Raw genomic sequence first — 22,519 nt, forward strand, 5'->3', positions numbered from 1 at the left:
AATTTCCCCCTTGCCTCCCCCGCGTCTGCGCCGCCACACTCCCCCCGGAGGCCCGCTTTCTACGCCGCATCGAAGGCCGGGCCTCGGGGACGCATTCGGTAAGGCGGCGGGTAACTCCATGGACATCACGTTTCTTCTCAACGGAGAGACAGTGGAGCTGCGAGGCATCGCCCCCACAACCACTGTGCTCGACTGGCTGCGCGAGCAGCGCGGGCTGACCGGCACCAAGGAAGGCTGCAACGAGGGCGACTGCGGCGCCTGCACGGTGATGGCCCGCGCGCCCTCCGGCATATGGGCGGCGCAAAACGCCTGCATCATGCTCCTGCCCCACCTCCACGGCCGCGAGATCCGCACCGTCGAAGGCGTGGCCGCGCCCGATGGCACGCTCCACCCGGTCCAACAGGCGATGATCACCCACCACGGCTCGCAATGCGGTTTCTGCACGCCGGGCTTCATCACCTCCATGGCCGCCGCCCACGCAAACGGCGCAACCGACCATAACGACAAGCTCGCGGGCAACCTCTGCCGCTGCACCGGCTATGCGCCCATCGCCCGCGCCGCCGAGGCCGCCGCGCAAAAGCCGGTGCCCGCCCACCTCACCGCCCGCTCTTCGCTCGCGCCAAAGCCGCAGCCGGCGATCCCCGAAAGCGCCGATGCTCTGGCCGCATGGTATGCCGCCCACCCGCAGGCCACGCTCATCGCAGGTGCCACCGACGTTGGCCTCTGGGTCACGAAAAAGCTGGCCGATCTCGAAGAGGTCGCCTTCCTCCACCGCGTCACCGATCTCGATTATGTTACCGTCACCGAAGACGAAATCCGCATCGGCGCAACAACCCCCATTGCCACCCTGCGCGGGGCCATCGCGCCGCATTACCCCTCGCTTGCCGAACTCTTCCGCCGCTACGGCTCCGAGCAGGTCCGCGCCGCCGCCACGATCGGCGGCAACATCGCCAATGGCTCCCCCATCGGAGACAGCCCCCCGGCCCTGATCGCGCTGAACGCAACCCTCCACCTGCGCCACGGCGACACCCGCCGCAGCCTCCCGCTGGAGGAGTTCTTCATCGACTATGGCAAGCAAGACCGCGCGCCCGGCGAACTCGTCGAAGCCGTCTCCTTCCCGCGCCAGCCTGATACGCTGCGCTGCTACAAGCTCTCCAAGCGCTTCGACCAAGATATCTCCGCCGTCTGCGGCTGCTTTGCCATCACGGTCACCGATGGCACCGTCACGCAGGCCCGCATCGCCTTCGGCGGCATGGCGGCCACGCCCAAACGCGCCGCCGCCACCGAAGCCGCGCTGATCGGCAGCGCTTGGGAAGAGGCGACCATCGCGCAAGCACAGACGGCGATGACCGCCGACTACACCCCCCTCTCCGACATGCGCGCCTCCGCCGACTACCGGATGAAAACCGCGCAAAACATGCTCCACCGCTACTGGTTGGAAAGCACAGGCACCGCCACCTCCGTGCTGGAGGTGCAGCCATGAGCGTGGCCAAACCCCTCCCGCATGATGCCGCCCCGCTCCACGTGACTGGTCAGGCCCGCTACGTTGATGACATCCCGGTGCCCGCCAACACCCTCCACCTCGCCTTCGGCACCTCCGCCAAGGCCCGCGCCAGCATCGCCGCGCTCGACCTTGCCCCCGTGCGCGCCGCCCCCGGCGTGGTGGCCGTGCTGACAGCAGAAGACCTGCCCGCCGCCAATGATGTCTCCCCCTCCGCCCATGACGAGCCCCTGCTCGCTGAGGGCGAGGTTTACTACATCGGCCAGCCGATCTTTCTCGTCGTCGCCACCAGCCACCTCGCAGCCCGCAAGGCCGCCCGGCTCGCCACCGTCACCTACGCAGAAAAGCCAGCCCTGCTCACCATCGACGACGCCATGGCCGCCAACTCCCGCTTCGAGGATGGCCCCCGCGAATACACCCGCGGTGACCTCGCCGCAGGCTGGGCGCAGGCCACCACCACCGTCGAAGGCTCCATCGAGCTTGGCGGGCAAGAGCACTTCTACCTCGAAGGCCAGGCCGCGCTCGCTCTGCCGCAGGAGGGCGGCGACATGGTGGTGCACAGCTCCACCCAGCACCCCACCGAGATTCAGCACAAGGTGGCAGAGGCCCTTGGCACGCCGATGAACGCGGTGCGCGTCGAGATCCGCCGCATGGGCGGCGGCTTTGGCGGAAAGGAAAGCCAGGGCAACGCGCTCGCCTGCGCCTGCGCCGTGGCCGCCCGCCTCACCGGTCGCCCGGCCAAAATGCGCTACGACCGCGACGACGACATGATGATCACCGGCAAGCGCCACGACTTTCGCATCGACTACCGCGCCGGGGTGGACGCCTCCGGCAAGCTGGTGGCGGTGGAATTCGACCAGCTCTGTCGCTGTGGCTGGGCGCAAGACCTCTCCTTGCCGGTCGCTGACCGCGCGATGCTCCATGCCGACAACGCCTATTTCATCCCCGCCGTGCGCATCACCTCGCACCGCCTGAAAACCCACACCCAAAGCGCCACCGCCTATCGCGGGTTTGGCGGCCCGCAGGGGATGCTCGGGATCGAGCGGGTGATGGACCACCTCGCCGCCGAGATGGGCTGCGATCCGCTGGGGCTGCGCCAGAAGAACTTTTATGCCTCCGGCGGGGTGAGGGAGGTTCCCGGAAAGGCTCCGGGGGAGCCTTTCCCTCCCGAACGGGCGGAGCCCCTAGAGCAAGAAAATGAACAGGTGGTGCCTTCCACCGCAGGCGTTGAGGAGGATTTGACCTCGCGCGGCGCCGTGGCAGCCGGAGAGCCGGACGCGGTGACGGTGGTGCCTGTTGGGGCGCAGACCACGCCATACGGGCAGCCGGTGGTGGATTCGGTCGCGCATGAGCTGGTGGCGGCGCTGTGCGAGGAGGCCGACTACGCCGGGCGGCGCGCGGCGGTGGCAGCATGGAACGCCGAAAACCCGGTGCTCAAGCGCGGGCTGGCGCTGACGCCGGTGAAGTTCGGCATCTCCTTCACCCTCACCCACCTCAATCAGGCCGGGGCGCTGGTGCATGTCTATCAGGACGGCTCGATCCACATGAACCACGGCGGCACCGAGATGGGGCAAGGGCTGTTCCAGAAGGTCGCCCAGGTCGCCGCCTCCCGCTTCGGGGTGCCGCTGGAGCGGGTCAAGATCACTGCAACCGACACCGCCAAGGTGCCCAACACTTCTGCCACGGCGGCCAGTTCCGGCAGCGACCTCAACGGCATGGCTGTGGCCGCCGCCTGCGATGAGATCAAGGCCCGCATCGCCGCCTTCCTCGCCGAGGTCCATCAGGCCGATCCGGCAGAGGTGCGCTTCGAGGGCGATGCCGTGCATGTGGGCGCCGATGTGATCCCCTGGGAGAAGGCCGTGGCCGAGGCCTACGTGGGCCGCGTCTCGCTCTCGGCCACCGGCTTTTACAAGACCCCCTCAATCAGTTGGGACAGAATCAAGGGCGAGGGCCGCCCGTTCTTCTACTTCGCCTATGGCGCGGCTCTCACCGAAGTGGTCATCGACACGCTCACCGGCGAAAACCGCATGCTCCGCGTCGACATTCTGCATGACGCCGGCACATCGCTGAACCCCGCGCTCGATATCGGGCAGGTCGAGGGGGGCTTCATCCAGGGCGCGGGCTGGCTCACCACCGAAGAACTCGTCTGGGACGACACGGGCCGCCTCACCACCCACGCCCCCTCAACCTACAAGATCCCCGCCTGCTCCGACCGGCCGCCGGTGTTCAACGTCGCGCTCTGGCCCAATGCCAACCGCGAGCCCACCATCTACCGCTCCAAGGCCGTGGGCGAACCGCCCTTCATGCTGGGCATCTCCGCCCTCATGGCGCTGTCCGACGCCTGCGCCGCCTGCGGCCCGCACTATCCAGCGCTGGAGGCCCCCGCGACCGCAGAGCATGTGCTCGAAGCGATCGGGAGGGCGCGGGGGTGAGCTTTGACCGTGACGCCCTCGCTCAAGCCATAGCCGCCCACGGCGAGGTGGCGCGGGTGGTTGTCGTCAGCGCCCAAGGCTCCACCCCGCGCGGCCCCGGCACCGCAATGCTGGTCTGGCCCACCGGCCAGCAAGGCACCATCGGCGGCGGCGCGCTGGAATGGGAGGCCTGCGCCATGGCCCGCGCCCGCCTCGGCCAGCCGCCGGTTAGCGTCACCCTGCCCCTCGGCCCGGCGATGAACCAATGCTGCGGCGGCACGGTAACCCTCGCCATCGAGAGCTTTGCCGCCGCGCCGCCAGACGCCCCGGCCTACGCCCGCCCCATCGCCGAAACCGCCCCATCAGAGCCGCCGCTTGCCATCACCCGCGCCCTCGCCGCGGCCCGCAACGGCTCTTACCCCCCTGATATCACGCATGAAAACGGCTGGCTGCTCGAGCCACTCACCACCCCGCGCACCCCCGTGTGGATCTGGGGCGCCGGCCACGTGGGCCGCGCCCTCGCCGCCACCCTCGCCCCGCTCGACCACATCGCCCTCACCTGGGCCGACACCAGCGTCGACCGCTTCCCCGAAGCTCCGGTGGTGCCCCCGACGGTAGGCGACCTGCCCGCCCTCGCCACAAAAGCCCCCGCAACGGCGCATCACATCATCCTCACCTACTCCCACACACTCGACTTCGCCCTCTGTGACGCCTTGCTGAAGCGCCCCGCCGCCTCCATCGGACTCATCGGATCGGCCACCAAATGGGCCCGCTTCCGCTCACGCCTCGCCACCGCAGGCCACGCAACTGCACAAATTTCACGCATCCAATGCCCAATCGGTGACCCTGCCTTCGGCAAACACCCGCAGACCATTGCGATTTCCACCGCCGCGCAGCTACTCTCCATGCTCGAAAAGCAGGCAGACGCCGCCACACGAGGGGACATGACGGGATGACAGAGCTCTTTGCCGCCCATGGGCTGCGCAAGGCCTATCCCGGTGTCGTGGCCAACGACGACGTGTCCTTTGCAATCGACGAAGGCGAAATTCACGCGCTGCTGGGCGAGAATGGCGCGGGCAAATCCACCCTCGTCAAAATGATCTACGGCCTCGTCAAACCCGACGAAGGCCATATGACCTTTCGCGGCGCGCCCTTCGCCCCGCCCGAGCCGCGCGCCGCCCGCGCCGCCGGGGTGGCGATGGTCTTCCAGCACTTCTCGCTTTTCGACGCGCTCACCGTGGCCGAAAACGTGGCCCTCGGCATGGAAAACCCGCCCAAATCTGCCCAGCTCGCCGCCCGGATCACCGAAGTCTCCAACGAATACGGCCTCCCGCTGGACCCGCATCGCACCGTGGGCGACCTTTCGGCAGGCGAGCGCCAGCGGGTCGAGATCATCCGCTGCCTGCTGCAAGACCCGCGCCTGCTGATCATGGATGAGCCAACCTCGGTGCTCACCCCGCAGGAGGTCGAAATCCTCTTCGCCACGCTGGAAAAGCTGCGCACCGAGGGCACCTCGATCCTCTACATCAGCCACAAGCTCGAAGAGATCCGCGCGCTCTGTGACCGAGCCACCATCCTGCGCCTCGGCAAGGTGGTCGGCCATGCCGTCCCGCGTGAAAATTCTGCCGCCGAACTGGCCGAGATGATGGTGGGCAGCGCCCTGCACCGCCCCGAGCGCGAGCTTACCCCCTCGGGCGAAATCGCGCTGGAGGTCACGGGGCTTTCGGTGCAATCGCCCAACCCGTTCGGCACCTCGCTCAAGGATGTGTCGCTCATGGTCCGCAAGGGCGAGGTGCTGGGCATCGGCGGCGTTGCAGGCAATGGGCAGGATGAACTGCTCGCCGCCCTGTCCGGCGAGGCGCTGGCCGCGCCCGATGCGGTCCAACTTCACGGCAACCCCATCGGCAAACTCGCGCCCCCCGCCCGCCGCAAACTCGGCCTGCTGTCGGCCCCCGAAGAGCGCCTCGGCCATGCTGCCGCGCCGGAAATGTCGCTCACCGAAAACGCCCTGCTCTCCGCCCGCATCCGCAAGGGTCTAACAAAGAAAGAGTTTATCAACTGGAAGGCCACGCAGGCCTACGCCGAAAAGGTCATCACCGCCTTCGACGTCCGCACCCCCGGCCCCCATGTCGCGGCCCGCTCGCTCTCTGGCGGCAACCTGCAAAAATTCGTCATGGGCCGCGAGATCGAGCAGGCCCCCGAGGTGTTGGTCGTCAACCAGCCTACATGGGGCGTCGATGCCTCCGCCGCCGCACAGATCCGGCAAAGCCTGCTCGATCTGGCCGCTGGCGGCGCGGCCATCGTCGTCATCTCTCAGGATCTCGACGAGCTGATGGAAATCTCCACCAGCTTCGCCGCCCTCAACGGCGGCCACCTCTCGGCCCCCGTGCCGGTCGAGGGCCTTACGATGGAGCGCATCGGCCTGATGATGGGCGGCGCGCACGACATGGAAATGGCGCATGAAACCGCGGAGGCCCCGGCATGATCCACCTCGAAAAGCGCCCCAACCCCTCCAAGGCCTGGAGCTATTCCACCCCGCTGCTCGCCGTGCTGCTCACCATGCTATTCGGCGGGCTGCTCTTTGCTGCGCTCGGCAAAGACCCTTTCGTTGCCATCCGCACCATCTTTTACGATCCACTCTTCGGCCAGCACGCCTTCTTCTACCGCCCGCAACTCATGGTGAAAGCCGCGCCACTGGTGCTCATCGCCATCGGCCTCTCGCTCGGCTTCCGCGCAGGCATCTGGAACATCGGCGCCGAGGGCCAATACATCATCGGCGCGCTCTGCGGCGCGGGCGTGGGCCTCGCCTTCTACCCCACAGAATCCTTCATCATCTTCCCGCTCATGGTCATCGCTGGCGCCCTCGGCGGCTGGGCCTGGGCCATGATCCCGGCGGTGCTGAAAACCCGCTTCGGCACCAATGAAATCCTCGTCTCGCTCATGCTCGTCTATGTGGCCGAAAACCTGCTGCGTGGCATGGCGGTGGGGCTGATGAAAAACCCCGAGGGCTTCGGCTTTCCGGGCTCGCGCAACCTCGCGCAATACCCCTCCGCCACCTCATGGATCAGCCAGAACGCGGGCCTCCACTGGGGCGTCGCCTTCGCCCTCATCGCGGTGATCTTCGCCTACATCCTGCTGACCCGGCACATGCTCGGCTTCAACATCCGCCTCGCGGGCCAAGCCCCCCGCGCCGCCCGCTTTTCCGGGGTGAACCCCACGCGCCTCGTGCTCTTCTGCCTCGGCACCTCCGGCGCACTGGCAGGGCTCGCCGGGCTCTTCGAAGTCTCCGGCCCGGCAGGGCAAGTGACCACCGATTTCAACGTCGGCTACGGCTTCACCGCCATCATCGTCGCCTTCCTTGGCCGCCTCCACCCCCTCGGCATCCTGCTCGCCGGGCTGCTGATGGCGCTCACCTACATCGGCGGCGAAATCGCCCAATCGCAACTGCAACTCCCCGCGGCCGCCATCCAGCTCTTTCAAGGCATGCTGCTTTTCTTCCTCCTCGCAGTCGACCTGCTGACGAACTACCGCATCCGCCTCAAGCAGGGAGCCGCCGCATGACCCGCCACACCACCCTGCCCCTGCTGATGGGGGCCGCCATGGGCGCGATGATGCTCATGATGCTCCACGGCCTGCTCACCGGTGAAAGCTCCGGCACCGCGCTGGCGCCGTTCGTCCTCGCCCATGCCGCCCTCGCGGCCCTCGCCCTTGCTGCCGCTCTCTTTGCCGCCCGGCTCTCGCCCGGCCTGCGCCGCCTCGCCGCCCGGCTCCACCGGCCCAGCCTGCGCCACGCGGGGCTGATGCTCGGCGCAGCGGCCCTCACCGCAGGCACCATCCACCTCATCCTCCACGGGCTCACCTGATGGATCTCTCCTCAATCAACTGGCTCCTCCTCCTCGCCTCGCTCATGGTCGCCGCCACGCCGATCCTGCTGGCGGGCATCGGTGAACTGGTGGTGGAAAAGGCGGGCGTGCTGAACCTTGGCGTCGAAGGCATGATGATCACCGGCGCCATCGCGGGCTTCGCGGCGGCGGTCGAAAGCGGCTCTCCCGCGCTCGGCTTCCTCGGGGCCGCCGTGGCGGGCGCGCTGCTCTCGATGCTCTTCGCCGTACTCACCCAGTTTGCCCTCGCCAATCAGGTCGCCTCCGGCCTCGCGCTCACCCTCTTCGGCCTCGGGCTTTCCTCGCTGATGGGTCAGGGTTACGTCGGCCTCAAGCCGCCCTCCACCCCCAAGCTCGACATCCCGCTGCTCTCCGACATCCCCGTGCTCGGCCCCGTGCTCTTCAACCACGACCTCATGGTCTATGTCGCCATCGCCATCGTCGCCGCCACATGGGCCTTCCTCAAATACACCCGCGCCGGGCTGACTCTGCGCGCAGTGGGCGAAAACCACGAGGCCGCCCATGCGCTCGGCTATAAGGTCATCGCCATCCGCTGCGCCGCCATCGCCTTCGGCGGGGCCTGCGCGGGTCTCGGCGGGGCCTACCTGTCGCTCGTCCGCGTGCCGCAATGGACAGAAGGGATGACCTCCGGCGCAGGCTGGATCGCCCTCGCCCTCGTCGTCTTCGCCTCCTGGCGGCCGTGGCGCGTGCTGATCGGGGCCTATCTCTTTGGCGGCATCACCGTGCTCCAACTCAACCTTCAGGCCGCGGGCCTCAAGGTGCCGGTCGAGTATCTCTCGATGTCCCCCTACATCATCACCATCATCGTGCTGGTGGTCATGTCTTCCGGCCGCAGCCGCGGGGCGCTCGGCGCGCCCGCCTCGCTGGGCCGGACCTTCCACGCCACCGGGTAGAAAACCCGGGGCTTCTTCGAACCACTCAACAGGGAGCAATCCACATGAAGAAAAGAACCCTCCTCAAAGGCGCCGTCGCCGCTCTGGCGCTCGCCGCCGGCCCTGCGCTGGCCGAAAGCCACGCCGAGAAAACCAAGGTCGGCTTTGTTTACGTCGGCCCGGTCGGCGACGGCGGCTGGACCTATGAGCACGATCAGGGGCGCAAGGCCGTCGAGGCCGAGTTCGGCGATGCGGTTGAAACCGTCTATGTCGAGAACGTGCCCGAAGGCCCCGACGCCGAGCGCGTCATTACCCAGATGGCGCTCGACGGCGCCGACCTCATCTTCACCACCTCCTTCGGCTACATGGACCCCACGATCAACGTGGCCGCCAAGTTTCCGGATGTGAAGTTCGAGCATGCCACCGGCTACAAGACCGCGCCCAACGTCTCGGTCTATTCCGCCCGCTTTTACGAGGGTCGCGCCGTGCAGGGCACCATCGCGGGCCGAATGACCGAGAGCAACGTCATCGGCTACATCGGCTCGGTGCCGATCCCCGAGGTGGTGCGCGGCATCAACTCCGCCTTCATTCACGCCCGCAAGGTCAACCCCGACGTGCAGTTCAAGATCGTCTGGGTCTACGAGTGGTTCAACCCGGCCAAGGAGGCCGACGCTGCCAAGGTGCTGATCGAGCAGGGCGCCGACGTGATCCTGCAACACACCGACTCCACCGCACCCCTCGCGGCTGCCGCCGAGGCGGGCAACGTCATTGGCTTCGGTCAGGCCTCCGACATGGCCGAGTACAAGGACGGCCCCCGCGTGTCCTCGATCATCGACAATTGGGCCCCCTATTACATCGCCCGCACCAAGGCGGTGATGGACGGCACATGGGAGTCGACCAACACATGGGACGGCATCGGCCCGGGCATGGTCGGCATCGGCGAGATCACCGACAAGGTGCCCGCCGATGTGAAAGCCGAGGCCGAGGCACTTCAGGCTTCGATCGCCTCGGGCGAGTATCATGCCTTCACCGGCCCGATCAAAAAGCAGGATGGCTCCGACTGGCTGGCCGAGGGCGAGACCGCCGATGACGGCACGCTGGCGGGGATGAACTTCTACGTCGAAGGGCTGGAAGGCGAGATCCCGCAGTAAGCCCTGCACTCAAAACACAAAAAGGCCCCGCCGCTCCGGTGGGGCCTTTTTCGTTTCAGACTCGCGCTAACGTGCCTGCGTGCCCGCTCGCCACAAGGGAGCGCCATTTGGCCTTGGCAACCTGGCTGACGGGCCCGGGGTGGGGCTGGCTGGCGAGGTGGCTGGGAAGCTGTGTTGCGACTGGCTGGCTGGGGCGCGGGGGCCTTGGCTTGCTTCGCGTGGAGAACAAGTAACCGGTCTCGCCGAGGGCGGCAAGAAAAAAGTTAGAAAAAACATATAGTTGAGCGTTTTTCTGGGGCAACCCCAACCGAGTGATTTACTCAGGCTTCGCCCGGATGTGGGGTAGGGTGTGGGGCGAACTGGAGAAGATTGCGCAGGGATCGCGGCCCGACGATGGGGGTAAGGGGAGGGTTGCGGGGCTTCACTCTTCGGCACATCACGCGGCCGCTGCCCGGGCGCGCCGCTTCACCGCACAATCCACCGTCGCTAACGCGCCCCGGCCGCCTGGGCCTGCGGCGCTTCGGCCTCGGCTGAGGCTGCCACTTCACCGAACCGAAATTGTCTCGTGCTGCCCGAAAGCGTCTCCGCCTCGCGCTCCAGCGCCTGTGTGGCTGCGCTGGTTTCTTCGAACATCGCCGCGTTCTGCTGCGTGCCCTGATCCAGCTCGTTGACCGCCGAGTTGATCTCGTCGAGCCCCACCGACTGCTCCTTGGCCGAGGTCGCAAGGCTGGCCACCTTGGCGCGGATGTCCTGCACGTAGCCCGCGATCTGCTCCAGCGCGGTGCCGCTATCATCCACAAGCTTCACGCCGGCCTGAATCCGCTCGAAGGTGGAGGCCACCAGTTCGGCAATCTCGCGCGAGCTGTCCGAGGAGCGCAGCGCCAACTGCCGCACTTCCGAGGCCACCACCGCAAAGCCGCGCCCGCTTTCGCCCGCCCGCGCCGCCTCGACGCCCGCGTTCAGCGCCAACAGGTTTGTCTGAAAGGCAATCTCGTCAATCACGCTGGTGATGTTTGAAACCTGCTCCGAGCTGGCGGCGATTTCCTTCATCGCCTCAACAGCCTTGCGAGACATCTCAAGCCCGCTCGCCGTGCTTTCCTCGGCCGAGCGCGCGGTTTGCGCGGCGTCATCGGCATTGCCCGCCGCGCCGCGCACGGAAGAGGTCATCTCGTCAAGCGCCGCCGCCGTCTCTTCCAGCGCGGCGGCCTGCTTTTCGGTGCGCATGCTGAGGTCGCGCGCAGCAGCCGAGATTTGCCCGGTTTCGGTCAAAATCGCATCGGCCCGCCCGGAGATCCCCGAAATCACGTCCGACAGCGCCGCCAGCGACAGGTTGAATTCCTCCTTCAGGCGGCCAAACTCCTCGGGCACGTCAACATTGATGTTGATCCCCAGATCGTGGCTCGCCAGCCGAGAAACCGCATTCTGAAAGGCGCTGATCGCCACTTTCTGGGCGGTGATATCGGTGGCGAATTTCACCACCTTCGCAACCTTGTCGTCGGAGTCGAAGATCGGGTTGTAGCTCGCCTGAATCCACACCTCGCGCCCGCCCTTGGCAATCCGCTTGAACTCCGCCGCCTTGAAGGTGCCCGATGCGAGATCCTGCCAAAAGGCCTCATAACCCGCGGTTTCCACCTCTTCGGGGTCCACAAACATGCTGTGGTGCTGCCCCACGATCTCTTCGGCGGTGTATCCCAGCGTCTTCAGGAAGTTGTCGTTCGCCTCCACCACCGTCCCATCGGGTTTAAACTCGATCACCGCCTGGCTTCGGCCCAGCGCGGCAAGTTGGCCCTGCGAATCTATCGCCCTCAGCCGCGTTTCGGTGATGTCGGCGGCAACCTTCACCACCTTCACCACCTGCTTGCGGTTGTCGATGATCGGGTTGTAAGTGGCCTCAAGCCACATCTCGCGCCCGCCCTTCGCAAAGCGGCGAAACTTGCCAACCTTGGCCTCGCCCTTTGCCAGATCATCCCAGAAGGTCTGGTATTCCGGCGTTTCGCGCATGTCTTCGCGCAGAAACATCCGGTGGTGCTGGCCAACGATCTCGTCCAACTCATAGCCCACTGCATCAAGGAAGTTCTGGTTGGCCGAGGCGATCGTGCCATCAGGCTCAAACTCGATCACCGCCTGGCTCTTGTCCAAGGCCACCAGCTTGCGTTGCGAGTCGATGGCCGCAAATTCTCGCTCCGAAACATCGGTGGCAAATTTCACAACCTTTTCAACCTCGCCCGCCGCATTGCGCACCGGCACATAGGCCGCCTCGATCCATATATTCCTGTCGCCTTTGGCGATGCGCGGGAAGACGGCAGTAAAGCTCTCGCCCCGGGCGAGGCCCTGCCAGAAAGCCTTGTAATCCTCGCTCGCCGCATAGCCGCGCTGCACGAACATGCGATGATGCTGCCCTACAATCTCGCCGTGGCCATACCCGACGACGGCGCAAAAATTTTCGTTCGCATCAAGGATCGTGCCGTCAGGAGAAAACCAGATCACCGCATAGGTGGCCTGAACCGCCTCGCCAAGAAGTACCATCGGGTCACGCTCAACCTCCCGGCTGCGACCGAATCCTGCAAAGCCCATTTCGCGTCTCCATACTCACTCCGGGCGGAGGTGTCGCAGAACTGTGTTAAGGAAGTTTTGCCAGCATCCAAGAATTGCGGCCTGCCCGGTCCGCTTCCTCCCATCGAGCGCTGCCCGCCACCCACCGCACCGCCGTGAAAGCCCAACCTTGTGGCCGATTTGACCATCTGGTAAAATTCATCCCGTTGCCAACACCCCCGCCCCATGCCACGCTTTGCGCCGAGGAGGCCCCGCCCGTGACCACCAAGACCGAAGCCAAAGCCGACACGGCCCACCTGCCCCAGCTCACCCTGGCCCGCAATCCGGGGCTGGAGCTGGATATGGACTGGGTCATGCGGGCGCAGGCCAACACCTCCGCCATCGAGCGCCGCGCCGCCACGCTGCCGGGCCGCCGTTCGGTCAAAAGGGCGTTTCAGGCCGCATGGCTCTGCAAGGCGATCACCCTGATCGACCTCACCACCTTGGCCGGGGATGACACCGAGGGACGGGTCCGCCGGCTCTGCGCCAAGGCCCGCCAGCCCGTCCGCGCCGATATCCTCGCGGCCCTTGGCCTGCCCAGCCTCACCACCGGTGCCGTCTGCGTTTACCACGATATGGTGCCAACCGCCGTCGAGGCCCTGCGCGGTAGCAATATCCCCGTCGCCGCCGTCTCCACCGGCTTCCCCGCCGGGCTCTCCCCCTTCCACCTCCGCCTCGCCGAGATCGAAGAGAGCGTGAAGGCCGGGGCCGAAGAGATCGACATCGTCATCTCCCGTCGCCACGTGCTCACCGGCAACTGGCAGGCGCTCTACGACGAGATGAAGGCCTTCCGCGCCGCCTGCGGCCCCGCCCATGTCAAGGCGATCCTGGCAACCGGCGAGCTCGGCACCCTGCAAAACGTCGCCCGCGCCTCGCTGGTCTGCATGATGGCCGGGGCCGACTTCATCAAAACCTCAACGGGTAAAGAAAGCGTCAACGCCACCCTGCCCGTCAGCCTCGTGATGATCCGCGCCATCCGCGACTACTTCGACGCCACCGGCCACCGCGTCGGCTACAAGCCCGCGGGCGGCATCTCCAAGGCGAAAGACGCCCTGCTCTACCTCGCCCTCCTGAAGGACGAACTCGGCCCCCGCTGGGTCCAGCCCGACCTCTTCCGCTTCGGCGCCTCCTCCCTGCTGGGAGACATCGAACGCCAACTGGAGCACCATATCACCGGTGCCTACTCGGCCTCATACCGGCACGCGATGGGATGAGCCTCCCCCATCCTCCCCGGACAAACGCTGTGGACCCGAACCCGTAATGGACGACGCCCCTGCACCATCGCCTCTGACCCACGATCAGGCCATCGTGGCGCGGGAGTTTGACCGCATGACCAAATGGGCCGAACGGGAATGGCCCTTGCATTGGAGGCTTGAAAACGAGTTGCGAGACCTCGCCCTTTCGCTCGACATGTTCCTGACTTTCCACGCAACCAAACTGGCCGAAACGCGTAATCTGGCAGCTTATGATATCCACCCGACCTTCCTCCGCTTTGCCCTGCTCCGGGGTGTCCTGCAATCGGCCACCCACACGTCCTCCACACTGCGCGAGGCAGCCGGAATGAGCGTCCCGACGGAGACCAACGAGGATCTCTGCCGACAGCTCCGAGGACGCACCCAACGCCCAAAGGGAACCCCCTGACACGCCCGCGCGGCGCCGCAACGGAAAGACTCACGATATGAACGTCCCCGAAATCTTCGAAACCCTCGCCTACGGCCCCGCCCCCGAGTCCGCCTCGGAGGCCTCTGCATGGCTGGAAAAGCACAACCGCAAGTTCGGCCACTTCATCGACGGCGCCTTCAACAAGCCCGCCAAGGGCTTTCCCACGAAGAACCCCGCCACCGGCGACAAGCTGGCAACGATTACGCAAGGCACCGCCAAGGACGTTGAGAAGGCCGTCAAAGCCGCCCGCAAGGCCCAGCCCAAATGGGCCGCCCTCTCCGGCCATGAGCGCGCCAAGTATCTCTACGCCCTCGCCCGCCTGCTGCAAAAGCACTCCCGCCTCTTCGCCGTGCTCGAAACGCTCGACAACGGCAAACCCATCCGCGAGTCCCGCGACATCGACGTGCCGCTCGCCCAGCGCCACTTCTACTACCACGCCGGCATGGCCCAACTGGCCCCGACCGAACTGCCCGACCGCGCGCCCCTCGGCGTCGCTGGCCAGATCATCCCGTGGAACTTCCCCCTCCTGATGCTCGCCTGGAAGGTCGCCCCCGCCCTAGCCATGGGCAACACTGTCGTCCTCAAGCCCGCCGAATACACCTCCCTCACCGCCCTCCTCTTCGCCGAAATCTCCACCGAGGCGGGCCTGCCGCCAGGCGTGCTCAACGTGGTCACTGGCGACGGTGCCACCGGCGAAGCGCTGGTCAACGCCCCTGTCGACAAACTCGCCTTCACCGGCTCCACCGCCGTCGGCCGCCGCATCCGCGAGGCCACCGCAGGCCGCAGCATCCCCCTCACCCTCGAGTTGGGCGGCAAGAGCCCCTACATCGTCTTCGAAGACGCCGACATCGACTCCGCCGTCGAAGGCCTCGTCGATGCGATCTGGTTCAACCAAGGCCAGGTCTGCTGCGCCGGCTCGCGCCTTCTGGTGCAGGAAGGCATCGCAGAGGCCTTCCACACCAAGCTGAAGGCCCGGATGGATGGCCTGCGCATCGGCGACCCGCTCGACAAATGCATCGACGTGGGCGCCGTGGTCGACCCGACCCAGCTGAAAACCATCACCGAGATGGTCTCAAACAACACCGAGGGCGAAACCTACACCGCCCAAACCGACCTCCCGGAAGGCTGCTTCTACCCGCCCACCCTCATTACCGGCCTCGCGCCCTCCTCCACGCTGATGCAGGAAGAAATCTTCGGCCCTGTCCTCGTCTCCTGCACCTTCCGCACGCCGGATGAAGCCATCGCGCTCGCCAACAACACCCGCTACGGCCTCGCCGCAACCCTCTGGTCCGAAAACATAAACCTCGCCCTCCACGTCGCCCCGCAACTCGCCGCAGGGGTGGTTTGGATCAACGGCACCAATATGTTCGACGCCGCCGCAGGCTTCGGCGGCATCCGCGAGTCCGGTTTCGGGCGTGAGGGCGGATGGGAGGGCCTGCTCGCCTACTCCAAGCCCGCCAAAGCCCCGAACAAGGCCACAACGCCCACCGCCTTCACCGGCAACGGCGCCCCCGCCGACCCCCTCGACCGCACCGCCAAAATGTACATCGGCGGCAAGCAGGCCCGGCCCGACTCCGGCTATTCCACCGCCATCCACGGCCCCAAGGGCGAGCTGCTCGGCCACGTCGGCACCGGCTCCCGAAAGGACATCCGCAACGCCGTCGAAGCCGCCGCAGGCGCACGCGGATGGGCCAAATCCTCCGCCCACCTCCGCGCCCAAATCCTATTCTACCTCGCCGAAAACCTCTCCGCCCGCGCACCCGAGTTCGCCGCCCGCATCAAGGCCCTCACCGGCAAACCTGGCACTGCCGAGGTCGAGGCCAGCATCTCCCGCCTCTTCGCCTACGCCGCTTGGGCCGACAAGCTGGACGGCGCCGCCAAGCCCGTGCCCCTGCGCGGCACCGCGCTCGCCCTCAACGAGCCCTGCGGCGTGATCGGCGCCCTCTGCTCCCCCGCCCAGCCCCTCCTCGGCCTAATCTCCGCCATTGGCCCCGCCATTGCGATGGGCAACCGCATCGTCGCCTGCCCCTCCGAGCCCTTCCCGCTCATCGCGACCGATTTCTACCAGCTGCTCGACACCTCCGACGTCCCCGGCGGCGTGGTCAACATCGTCACCGGCCCGCACGCCGACCTCGCGAAAACCCTCGCCGAGCACATGGAAGTGGATTCTGTCTGGAACTTCTCCTCCCCAAGCCTCACCGCCGGGATCGAAAAGGCCAGCGCGGGCAACCTCAAACGCACCTTCTCGCTCTTCCCCGACTGGACAGACCCGGCCACCGAGGGCCGCGAAATGCTGGCAGCCGCCACCGAAATCAAAACTGTCTGGATCCCCTACGGCGTCTGACACCTCCCCCGCAAAAGTCATCCTCGGGCCCCGACCCGAGGATCTCCCACCCCCGCCCCAGCACCTCAAACATGCCGTGCGCCCCAAATCCGCAGCGTGCGGCCCGTTAACCTCTCGCCATCTTGCAAAAACGCATAGGTATGGGATGTGCATGGGTTGTGCATCACTTGTGGCCCGTTAACCTTTGCGGGTTAACGCCCTCCGCACCCCGCCATACAGGCATTTCCGCATGACCGACCCCACAGCCTTCGACAACGCCCCCTTTATCCCGGATGGGGCCAGCTATCCCGACCGTTGGGCCGAGGCTGCGCGCGATTACCGCTCTGTCGAAACCGCACTAGGCCGGGCCCGCCTGAACGAGCCCTACGGGGCGCATCCCTCTGAGAAGTATGATCTTTTCTACCCGGCCACGGCGCAACCCAAGGGCACCGTGATCTTCATCCACGGCGGCTTCTGGCGTGCCTTCACCCGCAGCGACTGGTCTCACCTCGCCGCAGGGGCCACCGCCCGAGGCTGGGCCGTGGCGATGCCCTCCTATCCCCTCTGCCCCGAGGTGAGCGTGGCCCAAATCACCGTTTCAATGGCAAAGGCCGTCAGTGCCATTGCCCTGAAAACAAAGGGAAACATTGCCATCACCGGCCATTCTGCAGGCGGCCATCTGGCCCTGCGCATGCTCGACCCGGCGTTCAACCTCGGCGCAGCCCGCGCCCGCATCACCCGCTGCCTGCCGATCTCCCCGCTGACAGACCTGCGCCCCCTGCGGGAGGTTCCGCTGAATGACACGCTGCAACTCACTGAAACCGAAGCAAAATCCGAGAGTCCCGCCCTTCAGCCCGCCCCGTTAACCCCGGTCCACACCGTGGTCGGTGCCGCTGAACGGCCCTCGTTTCTCGCCCAGGCCCACGCATTGCAGTGGCCCGGCGCAGAGGTCACCGAGCTGCCCGATCTCCATCATTTCAACGTGATAGACTTCCTTCTTGATCCCGAGCACAGCCTCACCAAATGGCTGACAGACGAAGGGGCCGAGCCGCCAAACAGGCCCAACCCCCTCGCTTGATACCGCAGCCTTCAGGGCTCAGGTTGCCACCACTCAACCTTCACCCGGCACGGTATCAATCTCGAACTGCAGGATCACTGGCTCGGGGCCTTTTTTCTTGCCGCCGAGCGGGAGCGCAGCCCTTGTTTTCTGGCCAAAACCGGCCTCGTCGAGCAGCCCCTTGAAGCCCTCGGGCCCGGCGCTCACAGCCCTTGTGCGCACCAGCGGGTTCTGCTGAAGAAAACTCAAATCCTCCACGTCGCTCTGCTCTCCCGCAGGCGACAGGATCACCACGAGACGGTCACGGCCGAAAGATTCATCGGAAATTAACGACAGGTCTTCATTGTAGATCCCGCCGGGCTGCATCCGTCCCTTGCCCATGAATGTAATCGAATAGTCGGCCCCGACATAGAGAACATTTATGTCCAAAGGCTGATCGGTGGTGTTTTCCACGCGCACGCCCACCGTGTCACCTGGGATCATCCGGGGAACGTTGCCGCTTTCCATCGGTGCGCGGCTCTCTTCAATGATGACGCCTGCATCGGCGTCAAACCGGGCGCGGTGCAGCTCCACCGGCACGTTCAGCCCATTGCCCGCACTGGCCGCGCCGATGCGCAGCACGTTGAGCGCCTTGCCAATATGGGCAAACTGTTCGGCCATAACCTCGGCCAGCGCCTCGCCGTCCTTGTCGCCGGTGGATACGCTGGGCACGGTCGAGAAGTTCAGCACCGGCGGTTGCCCCTCGGTCTGCGCGGAACGATCCGCCACCGGCACCGCGCCGGAGCCATCAAGAATCCAGATCGCATCGGGGCGCGGGCTCTCGGGGATCACCGCCAGCCGAATGTCCGCCTCTTCCCCGGGCGCAACAAAGGTGAAGCGACCGCCGAGAAGCCGTTTTTCTGCAATGACTTGCGCCGCCGATCGCATGGCATCCTGCGCTGCACCCTCGCCCTCCGGCAGGGCCACCCGCAGCGTCAGGTCCACGCCCGCGTCGATCTTGCGCAAGAAGGCTCCGCGCGGCACATCATCCAGCGTCTTGCCCTCTTCCAGCACCGCCGTCGCCCCAAAGGTGCTGGCGGTCTCAACCGTCACATAACCTATTGCATCGTCAGTCGAATCCGCCGGTGAAGCCATCACCGCCAGCCGCTCGCCCTTGGCCAGCCCATGCAGGCTCCCGGCCTTCAGCCGCAGCTTCGTCTCGCCCTTCTCGGCGGGCCATTGCCGCACATCCGCCGTCTCGCCGGAGCCAAACACAACCCCGTCCAGATCGCCCTCGAAGAGCGGCGTCGAGCGGGCGAGGTTCTTCACCGAATACTTGCGCAGCACCTCCTGCCCAAGCTGGCGATAGGTGATCCCCGGGCGCTCGGCCAATGTCTCGAAGAGCGTGTAGGTAAACACCCCCTGAAGCCGGTCCTTGGTGGAGCGCGGCATCAGCTTTTCCGGTGTGGTTTCATTAGTTTGCGCCGCGAAGAAGGCCACAAAGCTGCCCTCCCCCTCCGCGCGCTCCTCGCTCTCGGCAACCGGCGCATCTGCCCGTTCACGCGGGCTCTCCAGCCCCCGCGAGGCGCCCTCGGCATCCGTCATCGCCGCCTGCGGCACGCCCAGCGCCCCGGGCTCCAGCTTGCGCATCTTTTCCTCGTCCGCACCCGTTGGCGCGGCCCGTGTCACCGTGCCCGAGTGGCAGCTGTCAAACACCGCCCACACGTCCACGCCCTTGGCCCGGAGCATCGCGATCAGCTCGCCAATCTCGTCATCGACCAGCGCATTCTCAACCTCGCCCACCGAGTCATTCCACGGCCCGATATCCACCGGCAGAAACAGCTCATCCAGCCCGTCCAGCTCACTATCCGGGTCTTTCGCCGGCGCCTGCGAGCCGTGGCCGGAAAAGTGGAGATACACAAAGTCACCCGGCTGCACCTTCTCCGCCAGTTCCTTGAAGGCATCGCGGATCGCCTGCAGCGTCGGTGCCTGCTTGCCCTCGATCCCATCCGCCAGCACGATCACATCCTCGGCGTCAAACGGGATCGACTCATTGGTCAGCAGATAGGTCTGCACCAGATCAACGTCATTCGCCGGGCCCTTGAGCCAAAATTTCTCATCCAGCGCCGGATAGGTAGAGGCCCCGACCAGCAGCGCGTGGTTTTCCCGCGCGAGCGCCGGGAGAGCGGCCAGGGTGGCAACACCGGCAAGAAGCAAAGCCTTGAGTTTCATCGGTAAATCCTCAGTTCGTCATCAGCGAATATTGGTCGGTGGCAGCGCCCTTGTTCTCGACAAGCACGGTGAATTCCCCGCTCTCTGCCGGGCGCCAGCCGCAATAGGCCACCTCCGAAGGGTCGGTATCGGCGCACACCAGCATCCCTGCGGCGTCATAGACATAAAGGTTCAGATCCGCCTCGCGCCCGCCCTCAACGTAAACCTCGGCATATTTGCCTCCATCAAAGGGGAAGGGCTGATAGGTGTCAGTCTTGTTCCCCTCCAGCCGCGAGATCGAATAGACCGGCCCGGTTGATACGCCCTTGGTGGCGATGGCACGAATATCCGCGATCACCGCGCGCATCGCCTCATCCTCACCTGCGGCCATTTCCGCAGCATCCAGCATCTCTTCCCAGCCCATCGGGCTGGCACCGGTCACGGCTTCGCCCGCACTCCCGGCCCGCGCCACGGCCTCCAGCGGCACCGCTTTTCGCAGCTGCGCCGCGGCGGCCATCATCAACGGATCACGCCCCGCCCGGCCTGCCTCGAAGAGCGCGCGCGAGATCTCCATCGCGCGCAGTGGCGGCAGCTCGCCATCCGCCAGCACGGGGGCGGCAGAAAGCGCCAAGGACAGGGCCAGAAGGCTTGCACGCAACATCTATCGGGTCTCCAGCAAGAGCGTTGTTTTCGAGCCTCAGACTGCCCCGCCCGTGCCCCCCGATCAACTGCGCCGAGCTGAATTTCCCTTTCATGACCAGACTTGTCACGTGGCTTGGCGCAGGGCCGCTGCTAGCCATGGATCAAACGACACATGCCTGAAGGACCACCCAAATGCGCTCCCTCTTTCTCCCTTTCTTCCTCATCCTCATGGTCGCCCTGCCCGTTTCCGTCCGAGCCGGAGAGCTTGACCGCGCGATGGATGCCACGCTCATCGTCCGCTCCGCCGACGGGCACGAACGATTCCTTGGTTCAGCCTTTCTGTGGCGCGATGGCACATGGGCGGTGACAAACGCCCATGTCGTTGGCCGCGCCCGCGAGGTCTATCTGGTCAGCGCCACCGGCGAGCGGCGAAAGGTGAAGGTGTTGGCCCGCGATGCGGTGCGCGATGTGGCCATTCTTGCGGTGGACGGGGCCTTCGGGCCGGGGCTGGAGCCTGCGCCTGCACCCGCTGGCCTCGGCACACAGGTCTATGCGCTCGGGGCGCCGCTCGGCATCGAGTTCACCCTTACACGGGGCGTCATCTCGGCCATGGCCCGCCAGGTTGAGGCAGCGGTGCCGATCCGGCTGGTCCAGCACGATGCCGCCGTCAACCCCGGCAGCTCGGGCGGCCCGCTGGTGAACGGCGCGGGGCAACTCCTTGGAATGAACAGCCAAATCGCCGATGGCTCCCGGCATTACGTGGGCGTGGCCTACGCCATCTCCGCTGCGGATCTCGACCGTATCGTGCCGCAGCTGGTGGCCGGCACCCTGAAGGAGATGCCCACACTCGGCCTTCAGGTCCGCCCGATCGACTCTGCCCTTGCAGAAGCCTTGGGCGTGCCCGCCAAGGGGGTTCTGGTCGATAGCGTGGCCGAGGCCTCCCCGGCAGACCGCGCCGGCATCCGGGCCGGTGACGTGATTATCTCGGTCGCAGGGCGCGACGTGTCGCAGCCCGGCGATGTGGCCTTTGCGGTGGAGGCCGTGCTTGGCTCCGACGGAATCGCGGTGCAGCTGCTCAGGGCGGGCGAAACCGTTCTGGCCACCATGCCGCTCGACCGTGCCGAGCACCTCGAAACCGCGGGCATAGATCGTGCCACCCTGCCCGCGGCCCGCCCCGCCTTCACCTTCTCCCGCCTCGGCGTGCGGCTCGCAGGGGCGGAGGTTACCTACATCTCCGAGAACTCGCCCGCCTATCTTGCGGGCCTCAGCCGGGGCGACGAGGTGCTTGCCGTCAACGGCAAACCCCTGAGCGAAATCGACGGCGGGCTTGCCAGCCTGCGGATCACCGAGCCGATGGTGCTTCTGGTGCGCCACGCCGAGGGCCGTACCGAGCATATCTATCTGGACCCGTGGGACAAAACCCCACGCCTTCGCCCGGTCGGCGGTGGCAACGTGCTTGACCCCGACGTGGTGGTGCTCTGAGATGCTGACCATGGAACAGACCGCCCCGGAAACGACCGAAACCGAAACCACCCCGCGCATTCTCATCGTCGAGGATGACCGCGCCACAGCCGAAACCATCACCGAAGCCGTCGAGGCCTTGGGCTGCGAGCCGGTGGTGATGCGCGATTGGGAGAGCGGGCTGAAGGCGGCAGAGCTGGCCGATTTCGCCGTCATCGTGATGGACAGGATGCTGCCCGGCGGCGATGGCGTGGACGCGATCGCCAAGATGCGCGGGCGCGGCTCCAAGGCGCTGGTGCTCGTTGTCTCCGCGCTTGGCACCTCGGGCGCCAAGATCGAAGGGCTGGAGAAGGGGGCCGATGACTATTTGGCCAAACCCTTCGATGGCGACGAGTTGAAAGCCCGTCTCCGTGCGCTGCTGCGGCGCAACCAGATGGTGGTGCTCGACAATGACCTCATGGCCTTTGGCGATGTTGAAATAAGGCTCAAGGCCCGCACCGTTCACATTGGCCAAACCCACGTTGCGGTCAGCCCGAAAGAGTTTGAGCTGATTACCTTTTTCGCCCGCAATGCCGGAGAAACCGTTACCCGGATGCAGCTGCTCGAAAATGTATGGAATCTGCACTTCGATCCGCAAACCAACGTCGTCGATGTGCACGTCGGCAGGCTGCGACGCAAGCTCGAGGCGGCAGCCGGGCGTCCTGTCATCCTCACGGCGCGCGGCGAAGGCTACGTCTTTGCGCCCGAGGCCTGAG

At 66.1% G+C, this 22,519-nt stretch carries 17 protein-coding genes; 14 read left to right on the plus strand and 3 right to left on the minus strand.

The window, feature by feature from the left end; translation table 11 throughout:
• Positions 1 to 118 precede the first annotated feature (118 nt).
• The 8 genes from xdhA to ACXAG6_RS19685 are packed head-to-tail and all read left to right on the plus strand — an operon-like array spanning position 119 to position 9,837.
• Positions 119 to 1,483 carry a xanthine dehydrogenase small subunit gene (xdhA, locus tag ACXAG6_RS19650; protein WP_475339626.1) on the plus strand — a complete coding sequence of 455 codons (1,365 nt, stop codon included), beginning with the start codon at positions 119 to 121 and terminating at the stop codon, positions 1,481 to 1,483.
• Complete coding sequence (locus tag ACXAG6_RS19655) at positions 1,480 to 3,933, plus strand: xanthine dehydrogenase molybdopterin binding subunit (protein WP_475339628.1); 2,454 nt, start codon at positions 1,480 to 1,482, stop codon at positions 3,931 to 3,933. The genes xdhA and ACXAG6_RS19655 overlap by 4 nt, the downstream gene beginning before the upstream one ends.
• On the plus strand, positions 3,930 to 4,868 hold the full coding sequence (xdhC, locus tag ACXAG6_RS19660) for a xanthine dehydrogenase accessory protein XdhC (RefSeq protein ID WP_475339629.1): 939 nt from the start codon (positions 3,930 to 3,932) through the stop codon (positions 4,866 to 4,868). The genes ACXAG6_RS19655 and xdhC overlap by 4 nt, the downstream gene beginning before the upstream one ends.
• Entirely contained in the window at positions 4,865 to 6,397 is a 1,533-nt protein-coding gene (locus ACXAG6_RS19665) for an ABC transporter ATP-binding protein (RefSeq protein WP_475339630.1), read from the plus strand. Before xdhC ends, ACXAG6_RS19665 begins: the two co-directional genes overlap by 4 nt.
• Positions 6,394 to 7,473, plus strand: a complete 1,080-nt coding sequence (locus ACXAG6_RS19670; protein ID WP_475339632.1) for an ABC transporter permease — start codon at positions 6,394 to 6,396, stop codon at positions 7,471 to 7,473. Before ACXAG6_RS19665 ends, ACXAG6_RS19670 begins: the two co-directional genes overlap by 4 nt.
• A complete protein-coding gene (locus ACXAG6_RS19675) occupies positions 7,470 to 7,775 on the plus strand; it encodes a hypothetical protein (protein WP_475339633.1) in 306 nt (101 codons plus the stop codon). Before ACXAG6_RS19670 ends, ACXAG6_RS19675 begins: the two co-directional genes overlap by 4 nt.
• Complete coding sequence (locus ACXAG6_RS19680; RefSeq protein ID WP_140015199.1) at positions 7,775 to 8,707, plus strand: ABC transporter permease; 933 nt, start codon at positions 7,775 to 7,777, stop codon at positions 8,705 to 8,707. The genes ACXAG6_RS19675 and ACXAG6_RS19680 overlap by 1 nt, the downstream gene beginning before the upstream one ends.
• A 44-nt stretch (positions 8,708 to 8,751) precedes the next feature.
• Positions 8,752 to 9,837 carry a BMP family ABC transporter substrate-binding protein gene (locus ACXAG6_RS19685; protein ID WP_475339634.1) on the plus strand — a complete coding sequence of 362 codons (1,086 nt, stop codon included), beginning with the start codon at positions 8,752 to 8,754 and terminating at the stop codon, positions 9,835 to 9,837.
• 486 nt (positions 9,838 to 10,323) lie between these two features.
• Here ACXAG6_RS19685 and ACXAG6_RS19690 read toward each other — a convergent pair whose 3' ends face one another.
• Positions 10,324 to 12,411, minus strand: coding sequence for a methyl-accepting chemotaxis protein (locus ACXAG6_RS19690; RefSeq protein ID WP_475339636.1), 2,088 nt, complete (start codon positions 12,409 to 12,411; stop codon positions 10,324 to 10,326).
• A gap of 236 nt (positions 12,412 to 12,647) precedes the next feature.
• Between ACXAG6_RS19690 and deoC the strand changes: the two genes are divergently transcribed.
• The 4 genes from deoC to ACXAG6_RS19710 all read left to right on the plus strand — a co-directional run bounded on the left by deoC (position 12,648) and on the right by ACXAG6_RS19710 (position 17,492).
• Complete coding sequence (gene deoC, locus ACXAG6_RS19695) at positions 12,648 to 13,643, plus strand: deoxyribose-phosphate aldolase (RefSeq protein WP_475339637.1); 996 nt, start codon at positions 12,648 to 12,650, stop codon at positions 13,641 to 13,643.
• Positions 13,644 to 13,689: 46 nt separating this feature from the next.
• Positions 13,690 to 14,070 carry a hypothetical protein gene (locus tag ACXAG6_RS19700; protein WP_475339638.1) on the plus strand — a complete coding sequence of 127 codons (381 nt, stop codon included), beginning with the start codon at positions 13,690 to 13,692 and terminating at the stop codon, positions 14,068 to 14,070.
• Positions 14,071 to 14,107: 37 nt separating this feature from the next.
• Positions 14,108 to 16,435, plus strand: a complete 2,328-nt coding sequence (locus ACXAG6_RS19705) for an aldehyde dehydrogenase family protein (RefSeq protein ID WP_475339639.1) — start codon at positions 14,108 to 14,110, stop codon at positions 16,433 to 16,435.
• A gap of 229 nt (positions 16,436 to 16,664) precedes the next feature.
• A complete protein-coding gene (locus ACXAG6_RS19710) occupies positions 16,665 to 17,492 on the plus strand; it encodes an alpha/beta hydrolase (protein WP_475339641.1) in 828 nt (275 codons plus the stop codon).
• A gap of 33 nt (positions 17,493 to 17,525) precedes the next feature.
• Here the strand turns inward: ACXAG6_RS19710 and ACXAG6_RS19715 are convergent, their stop codons facing one another.
• Positions 17,526 to 19,682: a caspase family protein gene (locus ACXAG6_RS19715; RefSeq protein ID WP_475339642.1), complete on the minus strand. Its 2,157-nt coding sequence runs from the start codon at positions 19,680 to 19,682 to the stop codon at positions 17,526 to 17,528.
• 10 nt (positions 19,683 to 19,692) lie between these two features.
• The gene (locus tag ACXAG6_RS19720; RefSeq protein WP_475339643.1) at positions 19,693 to 20,322 is read right to left on the minus strand and encodes a hypothetical protein; all 630 of its coding nucleotides are present in this window, start codon (positions 20,320 to 20,322) and stop codon (positions 19,693 to 19,695) included.
• A gap of 173 nt (positions 20,323 to 20,495) precedes the next feature.
• Here ACXAG6_RS19720 and ACXAG6_RS19725 point away from each other — a divergent pair, with 173 nt between their 5' ends.
• The gene (locus ACXAG6_RS19725) at positions 20,496 to 21,785 is read left to right on the plus strand and encodes a S1C family serine protease (RefSeq protein WP_475339645.1); all 1,290 of its coding nucleotides are present in this window, start codon (positions 20,496 to 20,498) and stop codon (positions 21,783 to 21,785) included.
• 10 nt (positions 21,786 to 21,795) lie between these two features.
• Positions 21,796 to 22,518 carry a response regulator transcription factor gene (locus tag ACXAG6_RS19730; RefSeq protein WP_140015208.1) on the plus strand — a complete coding sequence of 241 codons (723 nt, stop codon included), beginning with the start codon at positions 21,796 to 21,798 and terminating at the stop codon, positions 22,516 to 22,518.
• Position 22,519: the final 1 nt, after the last annotated feature.

Source organism: Vannielia sp. ABF1_015 (assembly GCF_056160745.1).

What these genes read in the sequence shown, in the direction of transcription:
- xdhA (WP_475339626.1), top strand. Translation starts at nt 119, where the DNA reads ATGGACATCACGTTTCTTCTCAACGGAGAGACAGTGGAGCTGCGAGGC.
- ACXAG6_RS19655 (WP_475339628.1), top strand. Translation starts at nt 1,480, where the DNA reads ATGAGCGTGGCCAAACCCCTCCCGCATGATGCCGCCCCGCTCCACGTG.
- ACXAG6_RS19665 (WP_475339630.1), top strand. Translation starts at nt 4,865, where the DNA reads ATGACAGAGCTCTTTGCCGCCCATGGGCTGCGCAAGGCCTATCCCGGT.
- ACXAG6_RS19670 (WP_475339632.1), top strand. Translation starts at nt 6,394, where the DNA reads ATGATCCACCTCGAAAAGCGCCCCAACCCCTCCAAGGCCTGGAGCTAT.
- ACXAG6_RS19675 (WP_475339633.1), top strand. Translation starts at nt 7,470, where the DNA reads ATGACCCGCCACACCACCCTGCCCCTGCTGATGGGGGCCGCCATGGGC.
- ACXAG6_RS19680 (WP_140015199.1), top strand. Translation starts at nt 7,775, where the DNA reads ATGGATCTCTCCTCAATCAACTGGCTCCTCCTCCTCGCCTCGCTCATG.
- ACXAG6_RS19685 (WP_475339634.1), top strand. Translation starts at nt 8,752, where the DNA reads ATGAAGAAAAGAACCCTCCTCAAAGGCGCCGTCGCCGCTCTGGCGCTC.
- ACXAG6_RS19690 (WP_475339636.1), bottom strand. Translation starts at nt 12,411, where the DNA reads ATGGGCTTTGCAGGATTCGGTCGCAGCCGGGAGGTTGAGCGTGACCCG.
- ACXAG6_RS19700 (WP_475339638.1), top strand. Translation starts at nt 13,690, where the DNA reads ATGGACGACGCCCCTGCACCATCGCCTCTGACCCACGATCAGGCCATC.
- ACXAG6_RS19705 (WP_475339639.1), top strand. Translation starts at nt 14,108, where the DNA reads ATGAACGTCCCCGAAATCTTCGAAACCCTCGCCTACGGCCCCGCCCCC.
- ACXAG6_RS19710 (WP_475339641.1), top strand. Translation starts at nt 16,665, where the DNA reads ATGACCGACCCCACAGCCTTCGACAACGCCCCCTTTATCCCGGATGGG.
- ACXAG6_RS19715 (WP_475339642.1), bottom strand. Translation starts at nt 19,682, where the DNA reads ATGAAACTCAAGGCTTTGCTTCTTGCCGGTGTTGCCACCCTGGCCGCT.
- ACXAG6_RS19720 (WP_475339643.1), bottom strand. Translation starts at nt 20,322, where the DNA reads ATGTTGCGTGCAAGCCTTCTGGCCCTGTCCTTGGCGCTTTCTGCCGCC.
- ACXAG6_RS19725 (WP_475339645.1), top strand. Translation starts at nt 20,496, where the DNA reads ATGCGCTCCCTCTTTCTCCCTTTCTTCCTCATCCTCATGGTCGCCCTG.
- ACXAG6_RS19730 (WP_140015208.1), top strand. Translation starts at nt 21,796, where the DNA reads ATGGAACAGACCGCCCCGGAAACGACCGAAACCGAAACCACCCCGCGC.